13 protein-coding genes and 2 pseudogenes are annotated in these 14,147 nt (G+C 69.5%); 9 read left to right on the top strand and 6 right to left on the bottom strand.

The annotated features are described in order from the left end of the window. Positions 1–982: pseudogene (locus IEZ21_RS10865) on the bottom strand (glycosyltransferase); the annotation flags it as partial. 155 nt (positions 983–1,137) lie between these two features. Between IEZ21_RS10865 and IEZ21_RS47455 the strand changes: the two are divergent. Continuing rightward, positions 1,138–1,353 (top strand): annotated as a pseudogene (locus IEZ21_RS47455) (DUF6480 family protein); the annotation flags it as partial. 38 nt (positions 1,354–1,391) lie between these two features. Here IEZ21_RS47455 and IEZ21_RS10860 read toward each other — a convergent pair. From IEZ21_RS10860 to IEZ21_RS10850, 3 genes are all read right to left on the bottom strand, one after another. Beyond that, positions 1,392–1,637 carry a hypothetical protein gene (locus IEZ21_RS10860; RefSeq protein ID WP_189321661.1) on the bottom strand — a complete coding sequence of 82 codons (246 nt, stop codon included), beginning with the start codon at positions 1,635–1,637 and terminating at the stop codon, positions 1,392–1,394. 60 nt (positions 1,638–1,697) lie between these two features. Next, positions 1,698–2,588 carry an SDR family oxidoreductase gene (locus IEZ21_RS10855; RefSeq protein WP_189321660.1) on the bottom strand — a complete coding sequence of 297 codons (891 nt, stop codon included), beginning with the start codon at positions 2,586–2,588 and terminating at the stop codon, positions 1,698–1,700. Positions 2,589–2,667: 79 nt separating this feature from the next. After that, a complete protein-coding gene (locus IEZ21_RS10850; RefSeq protein ID WP_189321659.1) occupies positions 2,668–2,931 on the bottom strand; it encodes a GlsB/YeaQ/YmgE family stress response membrane protein in 264 nt (87 codons plus the stop codon). 269 nt (positions 2,932–3,200) lie between these two features. Here IEZ21_RS10850 and IEZ21_RS10845 point away from each other — a divergent pair, with 269 nt between their 5' ends. Both IEZ21_RS10845 and qcrB read left to right on the top strand, forming a co-directional pair. Continuing rightward, a complete protein-coding gene (locus IEZ21_RS10845; RefSeq protein ID WP_281399420.1) occupies positions 3,201–3,488 on the top strand; it encodes a DUF3140 domain-containing protein in 288 nt (95 codons plus the stop codon). A 57-nt stretch (positions 3,489–3,545) separates the two neighbouring features. Then, the gene (qcrB, locus tag IEZ21_RS10840) at positions 3,546–5,141 is read left to right on the top strand and encodes a cytochrome bc1 complex cytochrome b subunit (protein WP_189321658.1); all 1,596 of its coding nucleotides are present in this window, start codon (positions 3,546–3,548) and stop codon (positions 5,139–5,141) included. Here qcrB and ctaF read toward each other — a convergent pair. After that, positions 5,084–5,536, bottom strand: a complete 453-nt coding sequence (gene ctaF, locus IEZ21_RS10835; protein WP_189321657.1) for an aa3-type cytochrome oxidase subunit IV — start codon at positions 5,534–5,536, stop codon at positions 5,084–5,086. The genes qcrB and ctaF overlap by 58 nt on opposite strands. Before the next feature lie 16 nt (positions 5,537–5,552). Beyond that, complete coding sequence (locus IEZ21_RS10830; protein WP_189321656.1) at positions 5,553–6,116, bottom strand: hemerythrin domain-containing protein; 564 nt, start codon at positions 6,114–6,116, stop codon at positions 5,553–5,555. A gap of 58 nt (positions 6,117–6,174) precedes the next feature. On the opposite strand from IEZ21_RS10830, the gene ctaD reads away from it, so the two are divergent. The 6 genes from ctaD to IEZ21_RS10800 all read left to right on the top strand — a co-directional run bounded on the left by ctaD (position 6,175) and on the right by IEZ21_RS10800 (position 14,105). Continuing rightward, the gene (gene ctaD, locus IEZ21_RS10825; protein WP_189321836.1) at positions 6,175–7,854 is read left to right on the top strand and encodes an aa3-type cytochrome oxidase subunit I; all 1,680 of its coding nucleotides are present in this window, start codon (positions 6,175–6,177) and stop codon (positions 7,852–7,854) included. 257 nt (positions 7,855–8,111) lie between these two features. Beyond that, positions 8,112–8,855: an esterase/lipase family protein gene (locus IEZ21_RS10820; RefSeq protein ID WP_189321655.1), complete on the top strand. Its 744-nt coding sequence runs from the start codon at positions 8,112–8,114 to the stop codon at positions 8,853–8,855. Positions 8,856–8,945: 90 nt separating this feature from the next. Beyond that, positions 8,946–9,860 carry a GNAT family N-acetyltransferase gene (locus tag IEZ21_RS10815; RefSeq protein WP_189321654.1) on the top strand — a complete coding sequence of 305 codons (915 nt, stop codon included), beginning with the start codon at positions 8,946–8,948 and terminating at the stop codon, positions 9,858–9,860. 105 nt (positions 9,861–9,965) lie between these two features. Then, positions 9,966–11,168 carry a polysaccharide pyruvyl transferase family protein gene (locus tag IEZ21_RS10810; protein ID WP_189321653.1) on the top strand — a complete coding sequence of 401 codons (1,203 nt, stop codon included), beginning with the start codon at positions 9,966–9,968 and terminating at the stop codon, positions 11,166–11,168. Positions 11,169–11,211: 43 nt separating this feature from the next. Beyond that, positions 11,212–12,648 carry an FAD-dependent oxidoreductase gene (locus IEZ21_RS10805; RefSeq protein ID WP_189321652.1) on the top strand — a complete coding sequence of 479 codons (1,437 nt, stop codon included), beginning with the start codon at positions 11,212–11,214 and terminating at the stop codon, positions 12,646–12,648. A 221-nt stretch (positions 12,649–12,869) separates the two neighbouring features. Then, a complete protein-coding gene (locus IEZ21_RS10800) occupies positions 12,870–14,105 on the top strand; it encodes a hypothetical protein (protein ID WP_189321651.1) in 1,236 nt (411 codons plus the stop codon). The last annotated feature ends 42 nt before the right edge of the window (positions 14,106–14,147 follow it).

Raw genomic sequence — 14,147 nt, 5'->3', positions numbered from 1 at the left:
TGGCCGCCGACATCGGTGGCGATCACGGGCACTCCGCACGCCATCGCCTCCAGCGGCACGATGCCGAAGGGCTCGTAGGCCGGCGTGCACAGCACGAGGTCGGCGCTGCGTGTGAGGCCGGGCATGTCGGAGGGGGCCACGGCGCCGAGCAGCCACACCCGGTCGCCGACGCCGAGCCGGTCGGCGAGCCCGAGGAGCCGTTCGGCCTCCGGATCGGTCTCCAGCAGGGCCGGTACGGGGCCGCCCGCGACGAGGAGTTCGGCGTCGGGGATCCGGGTCAGCGCACGGATCGCCTGCTCGTACCCCTTGCGCGGGACGAGCCGGCCGCACGCCAGGAGCCGTCGGCGTTGCGTTCGCGTGGGAGCGTCGCCGGTGTCGGCGCCGGGATGGAAGTGATCCACGTCGACACCGCAGGGCACCACGGACACCTGGCGCGGCGGCACGCCCAGGTCGCGAGTTCGTACACCTCGTCGGTGCAGGTCGCCAGGACCCGGCCGCAGCTGCGGCCGATCCGCCGCTCGACGCCGACGCGTTCGTACGGGCTGGTGTCCCGCTTGCCCTGGTGGCGTCGCTTGACGGTGCCGAGCGCGTGGAAGGTCTGCACGACGGGGATGCCGTGGGCGTACGCGCCGAGTTGTGCGGCCATGCCGGACATCCAGAAGTGGGCGTGCGCGACGTCGGGCGGTTCCTCGTCCCAGGCGCGCGCCAGATACGTGCCGAAGGCGGGCATGGACGGGAAGAGCTCGTCCTTGGGCAGCGGCTCGGGCGGTCCCGCCGGTACGTGCTCCACCACGGCGCCGCCGGGCAGTTCGACGCGGTGGGGCGCTTCGGGCGAGTCGCGGCGGGTGTAGACGGTGACGTCGTGGCCGCGCCGCGTCAGTTCTTCGGTCAGGCGGGCCACGTACACGTTCTGGCCGCCGGCGTCGGGGCCCCCGGGTGTGGCGAGCGGGCTCGCGTGCTCGGACACCATGGCGATCCTCAACGAGTCACCTCCTTGATCGGCCGCTCCCGGTCGTCCGGGAAGCGGGACAGCTCGGTCCTCAAGACGGTGCGACCTCCTGGCCTGGGTTCACCAGAAATTGGGAGGTTCTTCGCCGTTCGTCGCCGGACAGCCGGGGAACTCGGGCGGCATGCAGCAACCCAGATCCCGATCCGCTGCGGACCCCCGGCCTGGAGCCCGGTGGCGGCGTTCCGCCCGGCGAGACGCCGCCTGCCGAGAGCAGTACGCCCGGCGCCGGCCCGCAGGAGACCCACAACCCGCCGCGCGGCTGGGCCAAGGGCCCGCTGACCCTCATCCTCCTTCTCGTGGTACTGGTCGCCGCGGGCTTCCTCGCGTTCGCGCTCGCTCTGTGAGTACGTACGTTCCGTCCATCGGGCCGTCGAACGGGCGGTCAGTCGGGCTGTTCCTGAGGGCCGGGCTCCTCCTCGACCGGCTCGGCCGGGGGAAGCCGGGAGTCGTCGTCGCCACGATGTCCTGAGCCCGCCTCGTCCGGGTCCGGATAGGCCTCCGAAGGCTCCTCCTCAGCGGCCGGAACGTCCACGATGGCCTCCTCCCGCTCGGCTTCCTCCGGCGACGCGGGCAGATCCCGCGGCACCTTGTTCTCCATGCCCGGCTCCTCGGACCGTTTCTCCTCCATGCCGACCGCTCCCTTCGTCGAGCTTCGTCGGAGTCCTCCGTCGAACGAGAGCGACAACCGCTAAGGCAGGGGTGTGCCGCCCGTGGCGTTGAGGATCTCCGCCGTGATGAAGCTCGCCTCCTGGGAGGCGAGATAGACGTACGCCGGGGCCAGCTCGGCGGGCTGGGCCGGGCGTCCCAAGGGTGCCTGTTTGCCGAACTTCACCGTGTCGGGCAGCGTCGAGGGGATCAGCGGCGTCCACACCGGGCCGGGCGCGACCGCGTTGACGCGGATGCCGCGGTCCACGAGCATCTGGGCCAGCCCTTGGGTGAAGGTCACGATCGCGCCCTTGGTGGTCGCGTAGTCCAGCAGATGGGGGCTGGGCTTGTAGGCCTGTACGGACGTGGAGTTGATGATGCTGCCGCCCTCCGGGATGTGCGGCAGGGCGAACTTCGTCAGCCAGAACATCCCGTAGATGTTGGTGCGCATGACCCGGTCGAACTGCTCGGTCGAGATCGCCTCGATGCCGTCCGGCTGCGACATCTGGTACGCCGCGTTGTTCACCAGGACGTCGATACGGCCGAACTCCCCGGCCGCCCGCTCGATCAACGCCCGGCAGTTCTCCTCCTCGCGGATGTCGCAGGAGACGGCGACCGCCTTGCGGCCTGCGCCCTCCACCAGCCGCGACGTCTCGCTCGCCTCGTCCGCCTCCTGTTCGAGGTGGGTGAACAGCACATCGGCGCCCTCCCGTGCGAAGGCCAGGGCCACCGCCCGCCCGATGCCGGAGTCCCCACCAGTGATGACGGTGTGGCGGCCTTCCAGCCGACCGCTGCCGCGGTAGGACTCCTCACCGTGGTCGGGCGGCGGGTCCATCGGCCCTGTCCAGCCCGGATGGGGCTGGTCCTGTGCCGGGAACTCGGGGCGAGGGTGCTGCGTCACTGGATTCTGCTGCGCGTGCTGCGGATCGGTCACGTCGGCCTCCTGACCGCTGGGGGCTCCGGTCAGGAGGCCGAGTTCCCGTCTCACTCCGGCCGAAAAGTCGCGCGGCGGGTCAGCGGCGCAGTTTCACCCGGTCCAGGGCGGTGACGCCGAGGGCGGCCAGAGCGATCTGGAAGAGCCACTCCACCCAGTCGACGCCCTCCGTGTCGCCCACGCCGAAGGCCGACGCGATCGCCGAGCCCACGAAGGCCGCCACGATGCCGACCACGATCGTCCACAGAATGCCGATGCGCTGCCGTCCCGGCACGACGAGCCGGCCCAGCACGCCGATGACGATGCCGATCACAATCGCGCTGAGGATGCCTGAGATCTCCATGATTCCTCGCTCTTCCGCACTGTTGTGCGGTGACGAGTCCCCCCTTCGCCCCGGCCCAGTCCTCCACACCTGTCTCCGCCCCGGACCAGTCCCCCACACCGGTTTCGGTCCCGTACGAGGATGAGCCCCGCGCTCACGGGTACCCGAGGTCGACGACCTCGCCCCGTCCGTCCGCGAGGGGCCGCACACCGACTCATGAGGTGAGGTGATCCTCCATGACTGACCTCTCCGACCACGAAGTCGACGTCCTGTGAGACGAGTTCCATCGCGTGGTCAACATGACCTCGCAGGAGCTGAGTACCTGGCTCAGGACCCGGGACGCGAGCCCCGTCACCGAGCCGCTGCCCGAGCAGGCCGGGAGCGAGGCGGGGCGGCACGTCCTGGCGATCCTGCAGAAACGCCGCCGGGACCTCACCGACGACGACATACGCCTGATGCGCAAGGTCGTGGACCGCATCCGTTCCCTGAGCGACGAGGAGGCGGAGCCCGAGCCCGCCGACCAGAGCAGGCGCCACCGGCTGATGACCCTGGGACACGATCCTCTCAAACCGTCCTGACCGGGCGGTACACCCAGCGGCCCGTTTTCGTCCACGGGCGCGGGGCACCCGGTGCGGGTGTTCACCAGGCGGAGAGCTCGCGCGGCGGCACGGCTGCGGCGGCGCGCGGAGCGGACCACCGACGCGCTGGACGCGCGGCTGCCGGTCTCCGAGGGCGGCCCGCTGCTGCGCAAGGCGTTCCCCGACCACTGGTCGTTCCTGCTGGGCGAGTTCGCGCTGTACAGCTTCGTCGTCCTCCTGCTGACCGGGGTCTGGCTGACGCTGTTCTTCCAGCCGTCGATGAACGAGGTCGTGTACGAGGGCTCGTACCGTCCGCTCGACGGCGTGCGCATGTCTCAGGCGTACGAGTCGACCCTGCGCATCAGCTTCGACGTACGTGGCGGACTCCTCATCCGGCAGCTGCACCACTGGGCGGCCCTGGTGTTCCTCGCGGCGATCGGCGTGCATCTGCTGCGGGTCTTCTTCACCGGCGCGTTCCGTAAGCCGCGCGAGGTGAACTGGATGATCGGCGTGACGCTGTTCCTGCTGGCGCTCGCCGAGGGTTTCGCGGGCTACTCGCTGCCGGACGATCTGCTGTCCGGCACGGGGCTGCGGATCGCGCAGGGCATCATGCTGTCGATCCCGGTCGTGGGGACGTATGTGAGCATGTTCGCGTTCGGGGCCGAGTTCCCGGGCGAGGACATGATTCCGCGGCTGTACTCGCTGCACATCCTGCTGCTGCCGGGCCTGTTGCTCGCGCTCGTCAGCCTCCATCTGATCCTGGTCTTCCACCTGAAGCACACGCACTGGGCGGGGCGCGGCCGGACCAACCGCAATGCCGTGGGCAAGCCCATGTTCCCGCAGTTCGTGGCGAGTTCGAGCGGACTGTTCTTCATCGTCTTCGGCGTGCTGACCCTGCTGGCGGGGGTGGCGCAGATCAATCCGGTCTGGGTGTACGGGCCGTACCGCACGGACCATGTGTCGACCGGCTCGCAGCCCGACTGGTACGTGGGCTTCCTCGAGGGCTCGCTGAGACTCGTACCGCCGTGGGAGACGGCGGTCGCCGGGCACACGGTGATGTGGAACGTGCTGCTGCCCGCGGTGATTCTCCCGCTGGCCCTCTTCGCGGTGCTGTACGCGTATCCGTTCTTCGAGAAGTGGGCCACCGGAGACGACGAGGAGCACCATCTGTGCGACCGGCCGCGGGACAAGCCCGTCCGTACGGGGCTCGGTGTCGCCGCGATCGTCTGCTACGGCGTACTGCTCGCGGCGGGCGGCAACGACGTCATCGCGCACACTTTCAAGATCTCGCTCAACACGCTGACGTGGGTGTTCCGGATCGCCCTCGTGGTGCTGCCGCCGCTCGCGTTCATGGTGACCAAGCGGGTCTGTCTGGCGCTGCGGGAGGCGGAGCTGAAGCGGCTCGCGGAGGGCGAGGAGACCGGCGAGGTGCGGCAGTCGGTCGAGGGCGGCTACGAGGAGAGCCACGCGCCACTGGACGCCGAGCGGCAGTACGTCCTGCGTACGCGCGAGCTGCCTCGGCCGTTGCCTGCGCCGGAGCACGACGGCGGCGTACCGCGGGTGCGCCGACTGCGGGCCTCGCTGAGCTCCTGGTACTACCGTGACCGGGTCGAGGACGAGCCGCCGGCCCGCAAGGGCGAGTTGGAGCCCTGACCGGCCCGGTCGGAGCGTGCGGCGTACTGGAAGACCATCCCGAACACGCCGTGCGCGAGCACCCCGAGGCCGAGCAGGAACAGCCACAGCCCGTAGACCACGCCGAGTGCGACGACGACCGATCCCATGGCTGTGGTGATGGGCCAGGGGCTGTGCGGCGGGAGGAACTCCAGGGGCCCGGCGGTATCCACCACCTCGGCGTCGCCCCGGTCCTGGGCCCGTCGGCCGCGCCTGCGGTACTGGACGTGCAGGAAGAACGCCACGAGCACCGCCATCAGGGAGGCGATGGCCAGAACGGCCGTACCGGCGGGCTCCTCCGAGAACCAGCCGTATCCGGCGGCGGTGACGGCGAAGAAGACCGCCACCCCGGTGAACAGACGTGCTTCGGTCCTCATCGAAAGGCGGTCCTCATCAGAAGGCGTGGCTCCAGCCCGACAGTACGGCCCGTACCCGGTCGACCAGTCCGGGACCGGGGAACAGCAGTTTGTTCGTCGGCGGAACGCCGGGGGCGGCAGGGTAGGGGCGCGTCGGCACGATGGACTTCACCCGGCGGATCCGGCTGCCGAGATCGGTCAGCGCAGGCGGCGGCAGGGCGTCCTTCAGGCGTGGGAAGAGCAGCTCCTGCTCTTCCCGGGTCTGGCGGCGGACCTCGCGCAGCAACTCGTCGACAAGCCGGGCGAAGGTGACGGTGCCCGCCTCGGCGTCCTCCAGATCTCTCATCAGCTGCTCAAGACGGCCGTGGTCCTCCATTCCCTTTTTGGCGAGACCGGCGCCGTCCTCGACACGATCGCTCAGGACCGGATAGACGAATTCCTCTTCGGAAACGAAATGCCGTACGAGCTCGATGGTGGCCCGGTCCGTATAGATCTTGCATATGTGGTCGGCCTCGGGAAGCGCCTCGATCTGCCGGAATATGTCTTCCACGTGGCGATGGTCATCGCTGAGTTCCCTGATGGCGTCCGTCTCACCTGCCATGGTCTCGTCACCCTTTGTTTGTGCCCCGCTCGCGGGGGTACTGCCCGGGCTCATGGGCATGTCCGCGAGGAAGACCGCTCCGCTCGTACCGTCGTCAGCGTCGTCTCAGTCACCGGGCCTGCGGCTGGGACGTGCCCTGTACCGCTGGGCGACCACGACCGATCACAAGGTGATCGGGAATCTCTATATGGTCACCGCGTTCGGGTTCTTTCTGCTGGCCGGCGTGCTGGCTCTGCTGATGCGAGCCGAACTCGCCCGGCCCGGGCTGCAGGTAGTGAACGAGCACACGTACAACCAGCTGTTCACCATTCACGGCACCATCATGATGCTGCTGTTCGCGACGCCGATGTTCGCGGGCTTCGCGAATGCCGTGATGCCGTTGCAGATCGGGGCACCGGACGTGGCCTTCCCTCGCCTCAACGCCCTGTCGTACTGGATGTATCTGTTCGGCGGGCTGATGGTGGTCTCCGGCTTTCTGGTGCCGGGTGGTGCGGCCGCGTTCGGCTGGTTCGCCTACGCACCGCTCAACAGCGCCGTGCGCTCGCCCGGATCCGGAGGCGATCTGTGGACCATGGGGCTGGTGGTCACAGGCGTGTCCACCACGCTCGGTGCAGTCAACTTCATCACCACCATACTGTGCCTGCGGGCGCCCGGCATGACGATGTTCCGAATGCCGATCTTCACCTGGAACATTCTGTTCACCTCTATTCTGGTACTGCCCGCCTTCCCGGTACTGACCGCGGCACTCCTCGCCCTTGAGGCGGACCGCAAATTCGGTTCGCACATTTTCGACGCGGCCAATGGCGGCGCCATTCTGTGGCAGCATCTTTTCTGGTTCTTCGGCCATCCCGAGGTCTATATCGTGGCCTTGCCGTTCTTCGGCATCATCAGCGAGATCATTCCGGTGTTCAGCCGTAAACCCATCTTCGGATACATGTCGCTCATCGGGGCGACCGTCGCCATCACCATGCTGTCGGCGGTGGTGTGGGCGCACCACATGTTCGCCACCGGCGCCGTACTGCTGCCTTTCTTCTCGCTGATGTCATTCCTCATCGCCGTACCGACCGGCATAAAATTCTTCGCCTGGACCGGCACCATGATCAAGGGATCACTGTCCTTCGAGACGCCCATGCTGTGGGCCACGGGCTTCCTGGTGTCGTTCCTGCTCGGCGGGTTGAGCGGGGTACTCATCGCCTCGCCACCGCTGGACTTCCATCTCACGGACTCTTACTTCATCGTGGCGCACCTGCATTACGTCCTGTTCGGCACCGTCGTGTTCGCGATGTTCGCGGGCTTCTATTTCTGGTGGCCGAAATTCACTGGGAAAATGCTCGACGAACGCCTCGGGAAGATCCATTTCTGGCTGCTGTTCATCGGCTTCCAGCTGACCTTCCTGGTGCAGCACTGGCTCGGCGAGAAGGGCATGCCCCGCCGGTACGCCGACTATCTGCCCGCGGACGGCTTCACCCTCCTCAACACGCTGTCCTCTGCCGGTGCGTTCCTGCTCGGCGTGTCCACGCTGCCGTTCCTCTACAACGTGTGGCGGACCGCGCGGTACGGGCGGCGCGTGACGGAGGACGATCCCTGGGGGTACGGCCGCTCACTGGAGTGGGCCACTTCGTGTCCGGCGCCGCGCCACAACTTCGTGGCGCTGCCCCGGATCCGTTCGCATTCCCCGGCCTTCGACCTGCAGCACCCCGAGTTCGCCCAGCAGGACAGCAAACGGGACGAGGCATAGAATTTCGCTTTGCCACCGGCAACACGGCTCCGCTCCATGGTCATCCGCGGTGCTCCGCACGTTTGAGGTGCGGCACCCGGGTACTTGAGAGGTTGAAGGAACAGAGTCGGCGCCTATGAGAGCCTTGGAAAAACAGGGTTACGGGCGCCGATGGTGTCGTCTCGGAGATGAGTACCACGAGCATTTCACTGAGGGGACCGCGCCTTCCCGTTCCATGGCTGGTGACCCTACGAGGAGTCACCCTGGAGACGGGGTGGATGACCGTGCGGCTGGCGGGACTGCCCCTGGATCTCGCTCTGTGGGGTGTGCGGCAGTTCGCCGGGATGTTCGGCACCGTCGATCGCCGGCTGCTGCCGGACGACATGGAGATCGAGCCCGCGGTGTCGGGCATGCCGGTGGTGTTCGTGCACGGGCTCGCCGACCGCCCGTCGATCTTCTCGAAGCTGCAGAACGGGCTGCGCGGCTGCGGAGCGGGCCCGTTCGTCACGGCGACGTACAACGTGCTCAATCCGGACATCCGGGTCGCCGCCCGCATGCTGGGCGAGCAGGTCGAACGGGTCCGGAAGCAGAACGGCGGCCGGCCCGTGTGCCTCATCGGACACAGCATGGGCGGGCTGATCGCGCGCTACTACGTGCAGCGGCTTGGCGGGGACGTGCATGTGCCGCTGGTGATCACGCTGGCCACCCCGCACAGCGGCACGGCGATGGCGCTGTGGGCTCCTCCGCACCCCGTGCTGCGCCAGCTGCGCCCCGGAAGTCCGCTGCTGGCCGAGCTGGCGGAGCCGTGCGCCGGCTGCCGCACCCAGTTCGTGGCGTTCTACAGCAACCTGGACGAAGCGGTCATCCCCAGTTCCAGGGCCCGTCTCGACCACCCGGACCTGCTGGTGCGCAACGTCCTCGTGGACGGCGTCGGGCATCTGATGCTGCCCGTGTACGGGACGGTCATCCACGAGGTCCGCGAGGTGCTCACCGAGGCCATGGAGCTCCCGTTGGCCGGCTGAGCCACCTGTTGAGCCGCCGCCCGTGACAGGGTGCGCAGCCTGCGAGAGGCTGGAGTACACCCAGCGGATGCCGGAAGAAGACGACACACCATGCGCAAGGACGGTGACATCACCGCGGCGCCTGGTCGGCGCGGATGGCGGGTGCGCCCGTACCAGGCCGGGGACGAGTCGGCCGTACGGGAGTTGATCGATGCCGACCGGCTGCCCGGGCAGCCGCGCTGCGTACCGGAGCTGCCGACCGCCGCGCTGCACGGCTGCCCGTGCACGGCGGGCTGGCAGGCACCGGCCCGGGCGCGGCTCAGTGTGCTGGCCGACGCGGGCGACCGGCCCCAGGGAGCCATCGCGTTTCTGTCCTGGCAGGACCTGCGCTCCGGGCTGATCCATCTCCTGCACGCCCGCGAGGACATCCCGGCCCTGCAGGACCTGGTCGCCCACGCCTTGACCGCGCTCGGCAGATGCCCGCGGATCGAGGCGTTCAGCGCCGCCTCGCCGGGCACCCAGGGCCCCGGCGGCTTGCCCCGCGCCCACCGCGCCGCGACTCATGACGTACTGGTCGGCCGAGGCTTCACCGGTCGGCTGAGGGGCCACTATCTGCTCCGGACGCTCCGACCCGGCCCATCGCCCACCAAGCTCGTGGCCGATGTGTACCCCTGCGAGTACCCGCCGGGGTATCGGCTGGTCTTCCACAAGGCGGCCGAGCCGATCGCCGAGATCGTGGTGAGCACGGCACGCGACCGCACCGCGGCCGTGTACTGGATCGAGACGGAGCCCGAGTACCGCCACCGTGGTCTGGCCGGCAAACTGCTCGACCAGGCGCTGGCCCTGCTCACCGAGGAGGGCGCCACGCATGTCGTCGCCGCCGTCGGCACGACGTGGCGAGCGACCGGTACTACCGGCACCGCCCCACGCCTCTTCCACGAGGCCGGCTTCGAACTGGTCGATCAGCTGTGGGAGTACGACCGGCAAGGCGATGCCGCGCCAGTGCCGCACGCGCAGGGGCGGTGACCGGGGCGCCCACCCCGTACCAGTCCGTTTCCGGGGTGTTTGTCGCGCCCGGGCCGGGCAACCCGAGCCCGTACCGGCCAGCCCCGACGCGACGGGAGCGTATGGATGACCCACGCTGCCCAGCGCCCGCCTGTGTCCTCCCGGACGTCGGCCCCACGGATCGGCGTCCTCGGTTCGTACGGCGGCTTCAACATCGGCGACGAGTCCATCCTGGCCTGCGTACTGGGCTGCCTCAGGGCCCATCGCCCGCACGCCCGGATCATCGTCTTCAGCCGGAACGCCGAGCACACCCGCAGCCATCACCGCGGCGCCGACGAGGTGGTGGACTGGGAGGGCGTGGCCCAGCGGCAGTTGCTGGACGCGCTGTCCGACCTGGACCTGCTGGTGCTGGGCGGCGGCGGGATCCTCTACGACGGAGAGGCCCGCCGGTACCTGCGGCTGGTCCGTGCGGCCCAGACCCACGGGGTGCGCACGTTCGCCTACGCCGTCGGCGCGGGCCCGCTGCGGGAGCCCGAGGACCGGGAGGCGGTGCGCTCCGTGCTGCCGGAGATGGACGACGTGGTCGTACGGGACGAGGAGTCCGGGCTCGTCCTCGACGAGGTCGGGGTCGAGCGCGAGCTCAAGGTCACCGCGGACCCGGCGCTGCTGCTGTCCGCGGAGCCGTTCACCGGCCGGATGATGACGCACGAGGGCATCCCGACCGGGAAACGCCTGGTGGGGATGTCGGTGCGGGAACCGGGCCGGGCGGCCGAGAAGCTGGACGAGGGCGGCTATCACGCGCTGCTCGCCGACGTGGCCGACTTCCTGGTCCGGCGCCTGGACGCCCATGTGGTGTTCATGCCGATGGAACGCCATGACGTGCGCCACGCCCATGCCGTGCTCTCGCACATGTCCGCGCCGGACCAGGGCCGGATCATGAACGGCACCTACAGCCCCGGGCAGGTCCTCGGCTTTATGCGCCACCTGGATCTGGCCGTCGGCATGCGCCTGCACTTCCTGATCTTCGCGGCGGTCTCCGGGCTGCCGGTGCTGCCGCTCCCCTACTCGGGCAAGGTCTTCGACTTCGCGCGCCGGGTGGGCGCTCCGGCGCTGGTGGGGGTGGCACGGGAGCAGGCCGGGCTGCTGCTGGCGGAGGTGGACCGGCTCTGGGACGAGTATCCGCAGCGGCGCGAGGAGATGGAGTCGCGGGTCCGGGAGCTGTGCGGGCTCGCCCAGGAGACCTGCGCGCGCTGCGGAACCCTCCTGGACGAGATCGGCGGCGGCCTGCGTACCGGCTCCGGTATGGAGGACCTGAGCGCGGGGGCCTGACGAGGACGTGCGGGGGCCCGACGAGGACCGACCGGAGGAAGCGATGCCGATCCTGGAACCGCCCGACGAGTTCCGTACCGTCACGCTGCCGCCGCGGGAGGCCGAGTACGCGGGCCGGACCGACGTCCTGGTGATCGGCGGCGGTCCCGCCGGCTGCGGCGCCGCGCTCGCCGCGGCCGACGCGGGAGCCGAGGTCGCGCTCGTCGAGCGGTACGGATTCCTCGGCGGCAATGCGACCGTGGCGCTCGTCATGCCCCTGATGTCGTTCCACAACGAGCACAAGCAGGCCGCGTTCACCGAGAACGGCGACGACACCCGGCTGCTGCCCACCGACCACGGCGAGGGCGAGCCGGTGGTCGCCGGCGTCCTGTGGCGGCTGCTGGAGCGCCTGACCGCGAGCGGCGGCTGCGTACCGCCCTCCGTCGAGACCGGCTACACCGTGCCGTTCGACCCGGAGATCTTCAAAATGGTCCTGCTGGAGATGCTCGACGAGGCGGGCGTGCGGATGCTGTTCCACTCCTTCGCCTCCACCGCGCTGCCGCTCGACGACGGCTGGCGCCTGGTCTTCGAGACCAAGTCGGGTCCTGTGGTGATCGACACGGGCGTGGTCGTCGACGGCACGGGTGACGGCGATGTGGCGGCCGCCTGCGGAGCCCCGTACGAGATCGGCCGCCCCGAGGACGGACTGGTGCAGCCGATGACGCTCATGTTCCGCGTCGTGGACTTCCTGCGGCCGCGGTTCGCCGAGTACGTACGGGCCCATCCCGACCAGTGGCGCGGCGTGCACGGTCTGTGGGACCTGGTCAGGGAGGCCACGGAGGACGGCGAGCTCCGGCTGCCCCGCGAGGACGTGCTGTTCTTCGGCACCCCGCACCCTCGCGAGGTCAGCGTCAACAGCACCCGTGTCACCGGGGCGCTCGGCACCAGCGTCTGGGACCTCAGCCGCGCCGAGTACACCGCCCGCCGCCAGCTGGCTCAGATCGACCACTTCCTGCGTACTCGGGTGCCTGGCTTCGAGCACGCGTACGTGGCGCAGAGCGGCAGCCACATCGGCGTACGGGAGACCCGTCGCATCGTCGGCGACTACCAGCTGACCGGCAACGACATCCTCGAGGCCCGCACCTTCACGGACGCCGTCGCGCACGGCGCCTATCCGATCGACATCCACAATCCGGAGGGCACCGGCACGCTCCTCAAGCGGGTGCCCACGGGCCGCTTCTACGACATCCCGCTGCGCTGCCTGCTGCCCCAGGACACCGACCGTCTGCTGGTGGCGGGGCGCTGCATCTCCGGTACGCACGTGGCCCACTCCTCGTACCGGGTCATGCCCATCGCGATGGCCACCGGCCAGGCGGCGGGGGTCTGTGCGGCGTTGGCCTCCCGCCTGGGGCGCAGTCCGCGGGAGGTGCCGCATTCCCTTGTGCAGCGGGAACTGTTGCGGCAGGGGGCCCGTTTGCGGGACGGCGTCCCGGCCTCTTGACGTCACGTCAGGCCGTTGCCACACTCACCACCCGCGCCAGAAAGCGCTTGCTAAGGCGCACCCCCGTAGCGCGCCACCCCTGCCCGAGCCGAGTTCGCTCCAGGTCACGCACACCCTGATCATGAATCGATTCAGTCGAATCGGTTTCGACGACGGGGATGGCGGGCCGGACGACAGGGCAGCGGGCGGCGCGTCCACCCCCACAACAGGAGAAGGACGAGATGGGACGCAGAGCCGCACCTCACCTCATCGGCAGGACCTTGGGTACTCGCAAGAAGCGGGCCGGCGTCACCGCCGCCTGCGCCACCGCCCTGCTCACCGGAGCGGCCGTGCTGACGGCCCCGGCCGACGCGGCCCAGGACACCAAGGCCGCCGCATCCGAACCGGCCGCCGTCTCCCGGGCGGCGGCCTGTGGCGACGGCTCGTACCAGGCGGAGGCCGTGCTCAGCGGCGGCACCTGGACCGCCCGCCGAGGCAGCAGCGTCGTCCACACCGGCACCGACATGCGCGCCGCGATGCAGGCCGCTGTCAACAGCCTTACGGCAGGCCGTACTTCGAAGGAGCGGGTCGTCGTGCGCGGCTCGGGCTCCATCAGCGCCGGGTCCAGGGTCTCCCTGCCGAGCTACACCGTCCTCGACGTCTGCGGCACCATCAACGTCACCGGTTCGGGCTCCGGCGACCAGGCCCCGGTCTACGCACGCGGCGCCCGCGACATCGAGGTCCAGCACCTGAACCTCACCGGCACCCCGCTGTACGGCATCTTCATGCGCAACGTGCAGAACGTCGTCCTCGGCCAGATCGACATGCGGCTGTCGCGCGGTCTCGGCGTCCGCATCGACAACCGCGGCGACACCAGCCAGTGGACCAGGAACGTCCGGATCGACAACGTGTACGTGTCCGGGGCGAGCAGCCACGCCGTGGAGACGTACGGCGTCGACGGCTTCACCGTCGGCACCGTCACCGCCCGCAATGTCGGCGAGTCCGGTCTGCTGTTGAACCAGACCATCAACGCCACCGTCACCAAGGTGGACGCGGACAACGCGGGCGCCGGCACCGGTTACGCGGCCTTCCGGATGGCCAACCGCAACGGCCGGGTCGGCAGCAACTACCCGACGAACATCCGCGTGGGCGAGGTCATCGCGCGCGGCGGCGGACGCGGCGTCTTCTGCGTCTCGGAGAGCGGCGGCGCGGTCATCGACAAGGTGTCGATCTCCAACACCGGCAACAACTCGATGCTGATCGAGAACTGCTACAACGTGAACATCGCCGCCCAGAGCGGCAGCGTCACCGGCGGCGGGGAGATCCGGCTCGCCGCGCGCTCCGACTTCCCGAACAACCGGGACATCACCATCCAGAACCTCACGGTGACCGACTCGGCCATCAGGGAAAGCCCCTGCGGCGAGAACACCACGTTCCGCAGCAACCGGCTGGTCAACAGCAGTCAGAACATCTGCTAGCGCGGACCGCGCGACGAGGGTGGCGGCCGGCTTCCCCGCACA

Source organism: Streptomyces flaveus (assembly GCF_014647675.1).
GTDB lineage: Bacteria > Actinomycetota > Actinomycetes > Streptomycetales > Streptomycetaceae > Streptomyces > Streptomyces flaveus.
The sequence above is the reverse complement of the archived record's forward strand: the minus strand, read 5'-3'. Positions and strand labels throughout refer to the sequence as shown.